The organism is Microbacterium sp. PI-SA-G (genome assembly GCF_057215335.1).
Map to the genome: position 1 here is coordinate 3,469,094 of NZ_CM170103.1, position 14,162 is coordinate 3,483,255.

Genomic DNA, 14,162 nt, shown 5'->3' on the forward strand with positions numbered 1-14,162 from the left:
AGCCCTCGAGGAGCGCAATGGTTGGACGGAAACTCGTACCTCATCCGTGCTTAGTCGAACCGTGGGCGCAGCTCTTCACGCAGCTCTCGAAAGTTTTGGGGCGTCATTTTCCATCGGGACTCGTCAAACTCTTCGAACGTGATGTCGTATCTTCCGGAGGTGCGGTCGAACTGCACGAGAAGCTTGCGGGGGAGGGCTTCGCCGGGCTTGTAGTAGCCGGCCATGTAGGCGCGACCGCGGGGGCGACCGCCCAGGGGTCGGACGCGAACGCTGAGATGACTCCGCCTGGTGAGTATGTGTAGCCGTGCGCTTCGTTGAAGGCGCCGTCGGGGAACTCGAGGATCACCGCGAGGGACTCCCAGTCGTCACGCGCTGCACCGGGGCCTTTCATGTTGAAGATCATCGTTCCGATGAGGTCGGTCGTGGCGTCGTCGGACATCGAGGTCTCCTGGTTGCTCATGCGGGCGCGGGCTGGTCGGCGAGGTACTGTTCCATCCGTGCCAGGATGCCCACACGGTAGGGGAGGGAGCGAGCCATCTCGAGGGGTGTGGCACCGCGCGAGGAGGGTGTCTCGAAATCGAGGGTGACGGGCTGGTCGAACCACAGGTCGTACAGCGGCTCGAGGTCCTCGTCCTTGTGCTTCATCCACAGCACTTCGCAGAACACGAGACCTCCACGTGGGCTGACGGCGTTGATATCCGCGCCGAGCGCGATCAGCTGTTTCGCGATCGCGAGGTCGGCGGGGATGTCGTGCTTCGCTTGTCCGAACAGCACGTGTAGCTCGGTGTATCCCTCGGAGTTGGGTGCGCCGAGCGGGCACCCGTGATCGAGCAGCCACTGCGTCGATGCGTACCGTGAGTCGAGATCCGGGTGCGACAGGGTGGACATCAGCAGGCTCTTCCCATCGGGGGAGGGAGCAATCACGTCCGCGTCCGTTGCGGCTGCGATGAACTCGGGAGTCGGCTTCATCGCAGCGATCAGAGCGAGTGTCTTCATCCGGCGGTTCCTGTCACTCGATTGCGGGTCTTCTGCTGGTGAGGCGTGGCCACGCTACACGACCTGAAAGAATGAGCGCATGATTCAGAGTCCGCAACAGGATGGCATCAGGCACGAGGCGACGGTTTCCTGGCGGTTCGACGGACGGGACTGGGTCGTCGCGATCGAGTCTTCGGAGTTCGACCCGGTTGAGGCGACCGCGAACGACGCATTCGAGGCGCTCGGCCTCGTGCGCGCCGAGCTCGAACCCGGCGGCTGGCGTCTCGGGGTCGCCGGTGCGCAGATCGACGTCTGGCCCAGCGGCATGGCCCGCGATCAGGGCGGCGGACAGGTCGCCCACAAGTGGACAGCCAAAGGGGCGGAGTTCATCGTCGACACGTTCGAGCCCGTGGACCCCACGACAGTAACAACAGTGCCGGTACAGACCGCGCAGGCGCACTGGCGCCTCGATGAATGGGACCGCAAATCGCAGACCCGCCCGCTCCGCGAATTCTTCGACATCAGCGACGCCATCGTCGTGTTCCTCACGAACTATCCGGGCAAGAACGAGACTGAGTTCCGCGCACGGTTCGACGGTGAGCGCGCTCGCACCGCCGTGCGAGAGATCCTGGGCGAGACCATCAAGATTCGAATCGAATGGGGGCACAAGACCCTCAGCGAGATCGGCGACGAGATCGTCATCGTGATGCACGAGCGGCACCCCGAACTGTCGGACGCCGCTTTGCAGAGCCTCGCGAACTACTACACCTACAACGTCAAATGATCACAGTCGACGAAGCTAGATGTCAGCCGCAAGATCGGGGGAGCGAATGAACACGAGTGAACTAGAGCGAATCGTGCGCTCAGAGGGCCTCGATCAACCGGTGCTGCACGGGACGGATCGCCCTCGTCGGGACGCGGTCGTGCTCGAGCGTGACGACACCGAGTGGCATGTGTATGTGGCTGACGAGCGCGGCGAACCCCTCGCCTCCACGTCCCGACGCTTCGACAACGAGTCGGACGCCCTCGAACACGTGGTCCGCAAACTGCGCCAAGTCGGAAACGCGCGTGCCGCTATGGAGAGGAGGCTGACGGCCCGACGTGATCCTGATCGGGTCCCTGACATCTGAGCGCACGGGCGCCCGCACTCGATCGTACAAATGGCGCCAGCTCCGTCTGGGCTGCAAGTGTGCGACCGTCCGTCGGATCAGGACGCCGCTCCCACTACCCTTGGCCCTCGAATTCGCCGGTCGGTGCACCTGGACCCGCAGGGGTGAAACGTTATCCTGTCGATCAACAGCTGACGGAGACCGGAGGGCGGCCCCATCATGATCGTGATCGAGGACTGGCGTGCACCGATCGTGGAGATGGCGATAGCGAAACAGGACCTTGCCGCATGGGATCCGCAGGGCATCTTCCCGAACCACCCCCCGGGGGGCGCCGCGACGGAGAAGTCGGTACGAGAAACGGAGCGGACGCTGGGCGTCTCGCTCGACCCCGAGCACCGCAGGTTCCTGAGTTACGCCGACGGCTGGAAGTGCTTCCACCAGAGCGTGACGCTCTTCGCGACGTCTGAACTCGCGGCCGGACCGCTGCGGGACTCTGCCCTGGAAGCTTTCGACTACATGCCGGAGTTGCTCGAAGATCTCGGCCGAGCACCGGAGGGCCTTCTCCCGATAGCAGGGAGCCTCGAACAGGCCGACCTCTTCGTCATGATGATCGACAACGACACCGTCAAGCACCCCGTGCTCTGGCTCGCCGAGGGAGAGGTCATCGACACCTTCACCACATTCGGGCAGTTCTTCGTCAGCATGATCGACTACACCAAAATCCAGACCGGCAGAACGCAGGAACAGGACAGAAATGCTGGATCCAGCGATCAGCCCGAGCGCCCCGATGGGAAGGTCTGATGGCCGAGTTCACACAGCTCGCTGGCAGTCGCGAGCTCGACACCGCGCGGCAGTGGCCGGTGCTCCCATGACCCGGGCAATAAGTGCCTATGAGAACCCCGCGTATCCAGGGGCGTGCGAGATCTGCGTGGCGTACTGGGTGACGTACGTGCCCGCCGGGCGTGCGGTCACGATCGGGGAGAGCGACGAGTTCATGGCCGAGGTGCGTCGCTGCCGCTACTGCGGCACCTACTGGGAGGTAGGCGCCTTCAGCCACCCAAAGGTGCTGTCACGCGAGGAGGCGTTGCGAGAGCTCCCCGACCTGAATGTCCTCGAACAGCGGCTCGGCATCGACTTCCCCGACCCGCCCACCCGGTAGACCCGCAGCGGCATCCGTAGAACCCGAGCACCTCATGCCCACGGGTGCGGGAGCCTGACCCGCCGAAGCGGTGAGCCTCATCAAAGTGGCAACACAACCGCGCCGTGAACGATCGTTTCTGGCGCAATCGTGAGTCTGAACGCAGAGGGCCCCTCCATAAACGTTCGCCGGAAGTATCTTTTGGCGGATTGTTGGTGGATGTGAGGGTGTCTACGTCCGGGTCCCAGGCGAGCTCGACGGCTACGTGTTGTGTGCGAACGCGTCGTCCTCGACAGCAACGGTTGCGGGACGAGGGATGCGCACGCCTGAGGTGCGCTCCACGGCGTGATCGAGGCGATCATCAATACTCGCAACGAGCCTCACGACCAGTCGCTCCAACTGCAAGAAGTCCTCATCGCTCCAGTCGGTGAAGATCCTCTCGTAGGCAGTACTGGATACGTCCGCGATGCGCATCGCGACCTTTCGCCCAGCGGTCGTTAGGCCAATCACGCTCTGCCGACCATCCTCGGGATCCGGCATTCGCCCCACCAACCCCGCGACTTCGAGGCGTCGCACGATCTTGCTCACGTTCGACCGGCCGGTCCCAATCGCGTCGGCCATATCCGTGGGGCGGGCGGTAGTGCGGTAGATGAGCTGGTTCAGCAAGAGGAATGCCGGCATGTCAGCCTGCAAAGGGAAGCCGCTGTTGACCATGATCGACTCACGTACTGCGGTCGAGTTCATGGCGGTGATGAGAGCCTGCAGCGCGATCGAGAGGTCAGTTCCTTGCCCGTGCAGCAGAGGAGCGGGGCTGACCACCACCTCACGAAGGTCGATGCTCTCTTGGGGTCGACGGGCCATGCTCTCAGTATGCACAGTCAGCGGGACAATCGACAATGATTGTCCTCAGGACAATCATGGGTATACAGTGAGGCAGTCAGCCGGATTTGATCGTTTCATTCACGGCAGTCGTAGCCAGTAATCACTTCAAAGGAGAAGCTCGTGTCTCAGATCACGTCTCATCGCAGGACGCGCCCGTGGTGGACTGCAATCGTGTCCGGTATGGCCTCGTACATTGACGCGGCCGCGATCGTCAGCTTTGGAACCGCCATGGTTCTGTTCCAAGCCGCGATCGGCCTGACACCGGGGGAGATCGGCCTCGCATCCGGCGGGCTCACGTTCGGTATCGCCATCGGCGCGATCGTCGGTGGCCGTCTCGGCGACAGGTTCGGTCGCCGCCCGATCTTTACCATCACGATGATTCTCATCGTTGCTTCTGCGGTTGCCTTGGCGTTCGCGGACACGTTCATCATGATCCTGATCGCGGCTATCCTCTTGGGCTTTGGGACGGGCGCCGACCTGCCGGTATCGATCTCGACGATTGCCGAAGCGGCCACTGACGCGAACCGCGGTCGGCTCATCGGTTTCACGCAGCTCCTCTGGGCCGTCGGCATCATCGTTTGCGCATTCCTGAGCGCGGGAGTTGCGAGCCTTGGACGCTTGGGCGCGCAGATCTTGTTCCTGCACATTGCCGTCGTCGCCGTGCTGGTCCTCCTCGGCCGATTGACGATCCCTGAGTCGGAGTCCTGGCTGCGGGCGCGTGACGAGCGTCGTCGCGGTATCCGCACGGTGCGCGCTGACCGCGTCTCGGTCCTGGACCTGCTCCGCGGCTCCTACCGCGCACCGTTCCTCGGCCTCCTTGCTTTCTATGCACTGACCAACATGGCCGCGAACACGGGCGGGCAGTTCGGTAGCTACCTGCTCGTGAATGCTGGCGGCGTGGACCTGCAGACCGCCACGCTCATCGGCCTGCCGTTCATCCCGCTCGGGATCGTGGCGGCCCTGTGGTTCATGAAGATCGCGGATTCCCCGAAGCGGTTGACGTACTTCGCCATCGGCGCGATCTGCTGGGTCGCCGCTCAGCTCGTGTATGTGTTCTTCGGTATCAGCCTCACCACCGCCATCATCGCCGGGCTCGTGGGTCTCATGGGCACCGCGTTCGCGTCTGAAGGCATCATGAAGATCTGGACGCAGGAGCAGTTCCCCACTCTCCTGCGCACCACTGCGCAGGGCGCCATCATCTCCGTCGCCCGCCTCTTCGCGGCCGCTCTCGCCACCGTGACCCCGCTGTTGGTCGCGTGGAGCCCGAACATGTTCTACCTCTTCCTCGCCATCGTCCTGGCGGCCGGTTGCGGCATCGCATGGCTGGTCTTCCGTACCCGCGACCGGCACGACGAGTTCGACACCGAAACACAGGAAGAAGTGGTCGCCACCGTATGAGCACCCCCACCCTCACCCCGTCACCAGCCTCGCTGCGTTTCACCAACCAAGAAGTAGCAAGCTTCATTGCTGCTCCCACGGGCACAGAGAACGCGGCCCCGTACTTCCGACGCGACTTCACAATCCTGGAGGGAGTGCGACACGCCACACTCTCGGTGACCGCCCTCGGCATCGTGGAGCCGTACCTGAACGGCACGCGCGTCGGTGATGAGGTCCTGGCACCCGGATGGACGTCGTACCGGCACCGCGTCACGGTGAGCACGTTCGATGTCACCGACGTCGTCCGCCCGGGTGAGAACGCCATGGGTGCGATCGTTGGAGAGGGCTGGGCGGTCGGTCGGCTGGGGTGGGAGTGGCAGCGGAAGCTTTACGCAGAGAAGCCCGCACTGTTCATGCAGCTCGTGCTCGACTACGGCGACCGGGTCGAGGTGCTCGGTACGGACGGTTCGTTCCGCGTCGGCACGGGAGCTGTTCAGGCGAACAGCATCTACGACGGTGAAACCTACGATGCGCGTCTCGAACCGCACGGGTGGAGTGCCGCCGGCTTCGACGACAGCTCCTGGCCGGCAGCGGACACGTACGACTGGGACCAGGAGTCGCTGCAGAGCCTTACCGCCGAGCCGATTCGACGTATCGAAGAGCTGGCGCCCGTCGCGATCCTGACCAGCCCGTCGGGGAAGACGATCGTTGACTTCGGTCAGAACATCTCCGGGTGGGTGCGCCTCACTGTCACCGGTGATGCCGGCCGACAGATCACTATCCGTCACGCCGAGATCCTCACCCCGGATGGTGAGCTGGAGACGGAGACGAACCGCACCGCCGAAGCCACCGACCGGTACACGCTCCGTGGCGGCGCTGCGGAGACGTGGGAACCACGCTTCACCTTCCACGGCTTCCGATACGCGGAACTCGACGGCTGGCCAGGGGCTGTCATAACAGACGACCTGACAGCGGTCGTCGTGCACAGCGACATGACTCGGGCAGGGTGGTTCGACACGTCGAACCCCCTCCTCAATCAGCTGCACTCCAACGTGGTGTGGTCGATGCGGGACAACTTCGTGGGCGTCCCCACTGACTGCCCGCAGCGCGACGAGCGCCTCGGGTGGACCGGCGACATCAACGCTTTCGCCCCGACCGCCTCCTACCTGTACGACGTGCGCGGTGTGCTCGGCTCTTGGCTGCAGGACCTCGCAGCCGAGCAGGCCGAGAAAGGCTTCGTCCCCTGGGTTGTCCCTGATGCTCTCTCGCAGCCGTCGACGCCGACCGCGTTGTGGAGTGACGTCGCGGTGAGCCTGCCGTGGGTGCTCTACCAGGAGTACGGCGACGACGCCATCCTCCGGGACAGCTACGACTCGATGACGACGTTCATCCGCCAAGTCGCAGCACTGCTCGACGACGCGGGCCTGTGGAGCAGCGGGTTCCAGTTCGGTGACTGGCTCGACCCCGACGCCCCCGCCAACAACCCCGCGGCAGCGAAGACCGACCGACACCTGGTCGCGTCCGCGTTCCTGTGCAAGACGACCCGGGAGATGGCTGCGACCGCCGAGCTGCTGGGTCACAGTGCCGATGCGGCAGAGTTCGCTGCTCTCGCGATCCGTGTGCATGACGCGTTCCGGCACGAGTACATCACCGGCTCCGGACGTCTCGCCACCGAGTCCGCGACCGCCTATGCACTGGCGATCACGTTCGACCTCCTCGACGCCGACCAGCTATCTAAGGCCGGCGACCGGCTGGCCGAGATCGTCGCCGGTCGCGGGTACCGGATCTCCACCGGCTTCGCCGGCACGCCCCTCGTCACGGACGCGCTCAGCCGCACCGGACACATCGATACGGCCTACCGGCTGCTGCTGGAGGAGGAATGCCCGTCGTTCCTCTACCCGGTCACGATGGGAGCCACCACGATTTGGGAGCGCTGGGATTCCGTTCTCCCGGACGGAACCGTCAACGCGACCGGCATGACCAGCCTGAACCACTACGCCTTGGGTGCGGTCGCTGACTGGATGCACCGGGTCGTCGGCGGCCTCGAGCGCACCGACGTCGGCTACAGGCGGATCCGCATCGCGCCCCGCCCCGGCGGAGGGCTCACCCACGCACGCGCCGCCCACGACACCGTGCGCGGCCGCATCGAGGTGTCCTGGACGATCGACGCCGGCGAGATCACCATCACCGCACTCATCCCGGAAGATGTCGATGCTGAAGTGGTGCCCCCGTTCTCCGCTGGCGACGCTTTCACGGTCGGTGCGGGGGAGCACACCTGGCGGTACCCCGCACCCGCCGGATACGGCGCGACTGCCGAGGTGACGATGGATTCTTCCATCCGTGAACTCGCCAAGGATGCCGCGGTGTGGGAGGCCGTCTCCGGGGTCCTGCAGCGCTACTTCCCGGGACTGCCCCTCGACGCTGACGCCCCCGAAGCGGCCGCGCTGTCACTGAACGGTGTGCTGCAGCACGTCCCCGGAGTTTCCGAAGAGCTGGAAAACGACCTGAAGACCGCGCTGACGGCCACCGCCGCCTAATCCCCGAGACCACGACCGTCACGCAGACGCCCGGCGACTCGTCGGCAGAAGGAGCACCATGAACCCGTTAGTCGAGAAACTGACCCTCGAAGAGAAGGCCGCGCTCGTCTCCGGGGAGGCGTTTTGGACGACGCGTGCCGTCGACCGAGTGAGCATCCCGTCGATCACGGTCACGGACGGCCCGCACGGTGTGCGGATGCAGAAAGCTGATGCTGACCATCTGGGCCTCAACGCCAGCGAGCCGGCCACTTGCTTCCCGACCGCCAGCTCGACCGGGTCAACCTGGAACCCGGACCTGCTCGGCCGGATGGGCGTCGCCCTCGCAGAAGAAAGCCGCGCGCTGGGGGTAGACATCCTCCTCGGGCCCGGGGTGAACATCAAACGCTCTCCACTGTGCGGACGCAACTTCGAATACCTCAGCGAAGACCCCTTCCACGCCGGGGTGCTCGGCACGGCCTACGTCAACGGTGTGCAGTCGCGCGGGGTCGGGGTGTCAGTCAAGCACTACGCCGCGAACAACCAGGAGACCGACCGGATGCGCGTCGACGCGCAGGTGGACGAGCGCACTCTGCGGGAGATCTACTTCCCCGCCTTCGAACGCATCGTTCACGATGCTAACCCCGCCACGGTGATGTGCTCCTACAACAAGGTCAATGGCACTTACGCGTCACAGAACCACTGGCTGCTCACTGACGTTCTCCGCGGCGACTGGGGCTTCGACGGGTACGTTGTCTCTGACTGGGGTGCCGTGGTCGACCCGGTTGCCGCCGTGGCCGCAGGCCTCGACCTGGAGATGCCCAGCACTGGAGACCGCAGTCCGAACGCCATCATCGCCGCCGTTCGAGCGGGTGAGCTCGACGAGAACCTCCTCGACCAAGCTGTGTCCCGAGTGCTCACCGTCCACGAACGTCTCCGCGCCGCGCAGACCGCCGTCGCAGCGGTTGATGTCGACGCGCACCACGCCCTGGCCCGGGAGATTGCCGCCGACGGTGCCGTACTCCTCGCCAACGAGGGCAACCTTCTGCCGCTTTCAGCCACCGATGGTGGACAGATCGCCGTGATCGGTGAGTTCGCCCGCACACCGCGCTACCAGGGCGCGGGAAGCTCTCACGTCAATCCAACCCGACTCGATGACGCCCTTACGCAGATCCGTGAAACCACCAGCAGAACCGTCGATTTCGCTGCGGGATTCACTTTCGACGGTGACGGCGACGACGCGCTGCGGCAGGAAGCCGTCACGCTCGCAGAACAGTCCGATGTGGTGGTGCTATTTCTCGGACTGCCTGATCGAGACGAGTCCGAAGGATTCGACCGGACGCACCTGCTCATCCCCGCCAACCAGCGTGCACTTCTGGCCGACATCGCCGCGGTGAACCCGCGGATCGTCGTCGTGCTGAGCAACGGTGGCGTCGTCACCCTCGACGGAATCGTCGGCACCGCGCCGGCGATCGTGGAGATGTGGTTGGCCGGACAAGCATCCGGGGGAGCCGCCGCAGACGTGATCTTCGGTATCGCAGAGCCAGGCGGACGGCTCGCCGAAACGATCCCGCTCGACCTGACCCACACGCCCGCGCACGTGAACTGGCCCGGAGAGAACGGCGTCGTCCGCTACGGAGAAGGCCTTCACGTCGGCTATCGCTGGTACGACGCCACCGACCGCGCCGTCGCATTCCCCTTCGGATACGGACTCGGATACACCACCTTCGCGTACGACCACCTCGCCGTCTCCGTCCCCGACGCGACCATTGCTCGCGCGACCGTGCAGGTGACCGTGACCAACACAGGGGTTCGTGCAGGATCCGAGGTCGTGCAGGTTTACGTGAGCGACAGCACCGCATCCCTCACCCGCCCGCCGCAGGAGCTGAAAGGCTTCACCAAGGTCCGGCTGGAGCCAGGTGAGGAACGTCGGGTGACCATCGAACTCGACGAGCGTTCGTTCGCTTTCTGGGGTGAGTCGAAATGGACCGTTGAACCCGGAGACTTCACCGTCCGTGTTGGTTCGCACTCGCAGAACCTGCCACTCAGTGAAGTCGTCACGCTGAATGTCCCCGCACCGGCCTTCAACTTGGATGCCGAGTCCACCTTGCAGGAATGGGCATCTCACCCGGTCGGACTGCCCGTGTTGCAGGGAGCGATAACCAACATGGGTCAGCCCGCCGACGCACTCACCAACGAAGAGTCATTGCCACTGTTCGGGTCGATGCCGCTCCGCACCATCCTCGGATTCGCCCAGCAAAGCACCGGCGCAACGTTCGACGTCGAAGAAGCGGTGCGGCAGCTCCTTGCTGCTGTGCATAGCGTCGCGCCCTGACCGCGACAAGGTCCTGCGAGAGGGCAGATGTCTAACCGCGATCATCCAGGACAAACTGAAAGCATGGTTATCTCCTTCTGGGTATGCGGCGCAGTGACGCTCGTCAGCGCCGGCGTGAGTTTTCAGCTACTCGATTGCCGCTCTCCGTAGGTCGACCCCTGACTCTCGCAGCGGACTCGTACGCTTTCGCGCGAAGCCTGGCACTCGCTCTCGTCGCCACCGTGGCACTATTCGTTCCATTTGTTCCCTTCCTGGTCGCGGTGGCAACGGCGATGATCCTGGTTCAAGCCGCAGACGCAGTCATCGGCGCCCTGCATCGTCGACGGTTGGAGACGGTCGGTCCGGCGGCCACCGCGCTCGTCAACGCCGCGGTGCTGCGTGGTTGCTTCTCAGCTAGACCCGGGCCCCGCCGAAAACGATCGTATTTGGCGAGGCGAACAAAGCCTGCTTCGTAGGGCCGTCGCTAACGGGGCATGGAATCCGCACGCCGCCCGTTGAGCGTGCCTTGCTAGTCGTCCCGAGCGTCGTCGCCCGAACCGGGCGCAGCTGGCTCGAGAGCATTCTTCGCGGCCCGCGCGATCAAGGGCTGAAGGTAGACGATGGGCAACGCCGTCCGAGTGGCCGCCACAATCGTCGCAATCGCGCCAATGGCTGCGACGATCCGAACCTGCCTGGCGAAGACCTGGGGGTGCAGTGCAGCCATCTCAACGGTGCTCACGGTCGCTACATCGTTGTCGAAGATCCGCCAGAGCGTGGGAACGATTCCCTCCAGAGACGAGCGCAACTCTTCGTCGCTCGAAATCAATGCAGCGAGCATCAGCGCCATGATTCCCGGATTCGCGAGAGCCATCTCAGTGAACAACTCGACAGCCCGTTCGTCCCGTTCGCCGCCGCAGCTGAGATCCTGGACGCGCTCCAGCACTCCGACTATCAGCTCCTCGGAACGGGTCATCACGGCGGTGAACAGACGATCCTTCGACTTATAGCGGGAAAGGAGCCCCGTCTTTGAATAGCCCGTGGCTTCGGCCACAGCCTGCACCGACGTTCCAGCCAGCCCTCGCGCAGCAAAGACTCCCGCCGCAGCATCCAGGATCGCCGCCTCGAGCTCATCACCACGTAGCCGTATCGCCATGACCACCTCCAAACGGAATCTACCATCACCGGGGAAAAACGACCAATATGGTCGGATAACGTCTACAATGGTCACATGACCTTCAACAAGACTCTTGCTCGCGTCGGCACTACCCTCCTTGGCATTGCTGCTCTCTGGTACCTCGTGTGCGAGACAGTGGCAGCCATCGGCTTCCCCGGGTATAACTACGCCACGAACTGGATCAGCGACCTCGGCGTACCGGAACCGGGCGTGTTCCAAGGGCGCGAGATCAACTCGCTGCTGGCCAACGTGATGAACGCCGGCTTCGTCGGCCACGGACTGCTCTTCGCCATCGGAGCGCTCCTCATCTTCTGGGCGCTGCCCCTGGGAAGAAGCCGGACGCTGTTCCTAGCGCTCGGCTTGATCGAGGGACTCGGCATCACACTCGTCGGCATGGTCCACGGCAGCCAGGCGAACCAAGACGCCGGACTCACGGGCTTCCACTTCGGAGGCGCCGCCCTCGCCATCATCGGCGGAAACCTGGCGATCATCGTCGCCAGGAGCGCGCTCCGCGACGAGCTGCCCCTCTGGATCCAGCGAGCGTGCACGTGGCTCGGCGTTCTCGGCCTCGTGTCGCTCGCGTTGCTTTTCGTCGCAGCCAACGGAGGCTGGACCCTCGCGCCCGTGTTCGAACGAGGCGCGGTCTACCCCTTCCTCGCCGCCTCCATCTTGATCGCGGGCAACGCGATCTCTCGCCGACGGGCCGAGGAACGGCTCCTCAACGCGTAGGAGTCAAAGCGCAGCGAGTACGGGTGCATTGTTCCGGCGAGCCCCACCGCCGAACGCCGAAGACGGCGCCCATCCAGCTTCTCACTCCCTTGGGGCAGCGGCCACAACGCTTACCGAAAACGATCGTTTCTGGCGTGGTTTCGTATTCTGCTCTGCGAGGGGTGCCGCAAACGTGCACCGGAAGCCGGTTTCGACAGCCAGTTTCGGCGCACTGGAAAATCAAGTCTCGCTCGATGCCGAGCTTGAGGTCCGAGGATCGGTGGCTCTTCAGTGGATAACGGAGAAGAGGCGGCCGTGAGGCCGCCCCTTCTCTGCGTGAATCGTGACTCAGTGCCCGGCGCCGAGGTTGCCGGTGAGGCGGCCGTGGAAGGCTGCTGCGGTGTCGTTGAGTCCTTCGATGGTGACGTTCGTTCCGTGGTTCTCGTACTTGGTGACGATCGCGTCGAGGGCCGCGACGGTGGAGGCGTCCCAGACGTGTGAACGGCTCATGTCGATGATCACGGTGTCGGGGTCGTCGGCGTACTCGAACTGGGTGGTGAGGTCGTTGCTGGAGGCGAAGAAGAGTTCTCCATCGACGGCGTAATGCGCTGTGTCGGCGTCGTCGCTGAGGGTGCGGGTGACACTGACGAAGTGTGCGACCCGTCGGGCGAACATGATCATCGCGGCGATTACCCCGAGGATGACGCCAACCGCGAGGTTGTGGGTCCAGACTGTGGCGATGACGGTGATGAGCATGACGGCGGTCTCGCTCTTCGGCATGCGCTTGAGCGTGCTCAGGCGGATGCTGTGCCAGTCGAAGGTCGCGATCGAGACGAGGATCATCACGGCGACGAGTGCTGCCATGGGGATGATCGCCACCACGTCACCGAGCGCGAGCACGAGGACCAGCAGGAAGACACCGGCGAGGAAGGTCGAGATCCGGGTGCGCGCACCGGAGGCTTTGACGTTGATCATCGTCTGGCCGATCATCGCGCAGCCACCCATGCCGCCGAACGCGCCGGAGAGGACGTTCGCGGCGCCCTGGCCGAGCGCCTCGCGGGTCTTGCGGGAGTGGGTGTCGGTGATGTCGTCGACGAGCTTCGCGGTCATGAGCGACTCGAGCAGGCCGACCACGGCCATAGCCAGCGCGTAGGGAGCGATGATCTGCAGCGTCTCGAAGGTGAGCGGCACATTCGGAATGAACAGCGCTGGCAAGCTCTCGGGGAGTTCTCCCTGATCGCCGACGTTCGGCACGTTCCATGCGAAGACCACGACTGCCGCGGTGAGCAGCACGATCGCGACGAGTGGTGCCGGGATCACCTTCGTGATCCGCGGCATCAGATACATCACCAGCAGGCCGACCGCGACGAGCGGGTAGACCAACCAGGGAACGCCGATGAGCTGAGGGAACTGCGAAGTGAAGATCAAGATCGCCAGGGCGTTCACGAAGCCGACCATCACCGACCGCGGGATGAACCGCATCAGCTTGGCGACACCGAGCAACGCGAGGACGATCTGGATGAGTCCGCCGAGCAGGACCGTGGCGATGAAGTAGTCCATGCCGTACTCGCGAGCGACGGGCGCGATGACGAGCGCGATTGCTCCGGTGGCCGCGGTGATCATGGCAGGCCGTCCGCCGAGGAAGGCGATCGCGACGGCCATGATGAAGGACGAGAACAGCCCGACCCGGGGGTCGACGCCCGCGATGATCGAGAACGCGATCGCCTCCGGGATCAGGGCAAGTGCGACGACGAGGCCGGCGAGGACTTCACGGGTGAGTAGGCGCGGGCTGCGCAGCGCCTGCATGACGGTGGGTTCGATGCGGTAACGCGACGCGGAGTCGCGGGTGGGAGTGACGGCAGTCATGTGCCCTCCGGGTGTTGGGCTCTCTCGTGAGAGCGCGGGAAACGAATGGGAGCGCAGCGGCGCGCAGGCGTCGGTCAGGCCGACACGGGAAGATAAGGGGAGCGGG

At 64.5% G+C, this 14,162-nt stretch carries 12 protein-coding genes; 7 read left to right on the top strand and 5 right to left on the bottom strand.

Features of this window, described 5'->3' with window-relative positions; translation table 11 throughout:
• Window positions 1-103 precede the first annotated feature (103 nt).
• Both AC2D10_RS17180 and AC2D10_RS17185 read right to left on the bottom strand, forming a co-directional pair.
• Window positions 104-439: a hypothetical protein gene (locus AC2D10_RS17180; protein ID WP_484709356.1), complete on the bottom strand. Its 336-nt coding sequence runs from the start codon at window positions 437-439 to the stop codon at window positions 104-106.
• Window positions 440-456: 17 nt separating this feature from the next.
• A complete protein-coding gene (locus tag AC2D10_RS17185) occupies window positions 457-996 on the bottom strand; it encodes a hypothetical protein (RefSeq protein ID WP_484709357.1) in 540 nt (179 codons plus the stop codon).
• A gap of 79 nt (window positions 997-1,075) precedes the next feature.
• On the opposite strand from AC2D10_RS17185, the gene AC2D10_RS17190 reads away from it, so the two are divergent.
• From AC2D10_RS17190 to AC2D10_RS17200, 3 genes are all read left to right on the top strand, one after another.
• Window positions 1,076-1,759, top strand: a complete 684-nt coding sequence (locus AC2D10_RS17190; protein WP_484709359.1) for a hypothetical protein — start codon at window positions 1,076-1,078, stop codon at window positions 1,757-1,759.
• Window positions 1,760-2,303: 544 nt separating this feature from the next.
• Window positions 2,304-2,885: an SMI1/KNR4 family protein gene (locus AC2D10_RS17195; RefSeq protein ID WP_484709360.1), complete on the top strand. Its 582-nt coding sequence runs from the start codon at window positions 2,304-2,306 to the stop codon at window positions 2,883-2,885.
• Window positions 2,886-2,952: 67 nt separating this feature from the next.
• Complete coding sequence (locus AC2D10_RS17200; RefSeq protein WP_484709362.1) at window positions 2,953-3,243, top strand: hypothetical protein; 291 nt, start codon at window positions 2,953-2,955, stop codon at window positions 3,241-3,243.
• Window positions 3,244-3,483: 240 nt separating this feature from the next.
• Here AC2D10_RS17200 and AC2D10_RS17205 read toward each other — a convergent pair whose 3' ends face one another.
• Window positions 3,484-4,083 carry a MarR family winged helix-turn-helix transcriptional regulator gene (locus tag AC2D10_RS17205; protein ID WP_484709364.1) on the bottom strand — a complete coding sequence of 200 codons (600 nt, stop codon included), beginning with the start codon at window positions 4,081-4,083 and terminating at the stop codon, window positions 3,484-3,486.
• 141 nt (window positions 4,084-4,224) lie between these two features.
• On the opposite strand from AC2D10_RS17205, the gene AC2D10_RS17210 reads away from it, so the two are divergent.
• From AC2D10_RS17210 to AC2D10_RS17220, 3 genes are all read left to right on the top strand, one after another.
• Entirely contained in the window at window positions 4,225-5,502 is a 1,278-nt protein-coding gene (locus AC2D10_RS17210) for an MFS transporter (RefSeq protein WP_484709366.1), read from the top strand.
• Complete coding sequence (locus AC2D10_RS17215; RefSeq protein ID WP_484709368.1) at window positions 5,499-8,018, top strand: alpha-L-rhamnosidase; 2,520 nt, start codon at window positions 5,499-5,501, stop codon at window positions 8,016-8,018. Before AC2D10_RS17210 ends, AC2D10_RS17215 begins: the two co-directional genes overlap by 4 nt.
• Window positions 8,019-8,166: 148 nt before the next feature.
• Entirely contained in the window at window positions 8,167-10,329 is a 2,163-nt protein-coding gene (locus AC2D10_RS17220) for a glycoside hydrolase family 3 C-terminal domain-containing protein (RefSeq protein ID WP_484709370.1), read from the top strand.
• 508 nt (window positions 10,330-10,837) lie between these two features.
• Here the strand turns inward: AC2D10_RS17220 and AC2D10_RS17225 are convergent.
• Window positions 10,838-11,461, bottom strand: coding sequence for a TetR/AcrR family transcriptional regulator (locus tag AC2D10_RS17225; RefSeq protein ID WP_484709371.1), 624 nt, complete (start codon window positions 11,459-11,461; stop codon window positions 10,838-10,840).
• A gap of 75 nt (window positions 11,462-11,536) precedes the next feature.
• On the opposite strand from AC2D10_RS17225, the gene AC2D10_RS17230 reads away from it, so the two are divergent.
• The gene (locus tag AC2D10_RS17230) at window positions 11,537-12,211 is read left to right on the top strand and encodes a DUF998 domain-containing protein (protein ID WP_484709372.1); all 675 of its coding nucleotides are present in this window, start codon (window positions 11,537-11,539) and stop codon (window positions 12,209-12,211) included.
• 327 nt (window positions 12,212-12,538) lie between these two features.
• Here AC2D10_RS17230 and AC2D10_RS17235 read toward each other — a convergent pair whose 3' ends face one another.
• A complete protein-coding gene (locus AC2D10_RS17235) occupies window positions 12,539-14,056 on the bottom strand; it encodes a SulP family inorganic anion transporter (protein ID WP_484709373.1) in 1,518 nt (505 codons plus the stop codon).
• Window positions 14,057-14,162: the final 106 nt, after the last annotated feature.

Excerpts from the sequence above, each read along its gene's own strand:
- AC2D10_RS17180 (WP_484709356.1), bottom strand. The coding sequence starts at position 439 with ATGTCCGACGACGCCACGACCGACCTCATCGGAACGATGATCTTCAAC.
- AC2D10_RS17185 (WP_484709357.1), bottom strand. The coding sequence starts at position 996 with ATGAAGACACTCGCTCTGATCGCTGCGATGAAGCCGACTCCCGAGTTC.
- AC2D10_RS17190 (WP_484709359.1), top strand. The coding sequence starts at position 1,076 with ATGATTCAGAGTCCGCAACAGGATGGCATCAGGCACGAGGCGACGGTT.
- AC2D10_RS17195 (WP_484709360.1), top strand. The coding sequence starts at position 2,304 with ATGATCGTGATCGAGGACTGGCGTGCACCGATCGTGGAGATGGCGATA.
- AC2D10_RS17200 (WP_484709362.1), top strand. The coding sequence starts at position 2,953 with ATGACCCGGGCAATAAGTGCCTATGAGAACCCCGCGTATCCAGGGGCG.
- AC2D10_RS17205 (WP_484709364.1), bottom strand. The coding sequence starts at position 4,083 with ATGGCCCGTCGACCCCAAGAGAGCATCGACCTTCGTGAGGTGGTGGTC.
- AC2D10_RS17215 (WP_484709368.1), top strand. The coding sequence starts at position 5,499 with ATGAGCACCCCCACCCTCACCCCGTCACCAGCCTCGCTGCGTTTCACC.
- AC2D10_RS17225 (WP_484709371.1), bottom strand. The coding sequence starts at position 11,461 with ATGGCGATACGGCTACGTGGTGATGAGCTCGAGGCGGCGATCCTGGAT.
- AC2D10_RS17230 (WP_484709372.1), top strand. The coding sequence starts at position 11,537 with ATGACCTTCAACAAGACTCTTGCTCGCGTCGGCACTACCCTCCTTGGC.
- AC2D10_RS17235 (WP_484709373.1), bottom strand. The coding sequence starts at position 14,056 with ATGACTGCCGTCACTCCCACCCGCGACTCCGCGTCGCGTTACCGCATC.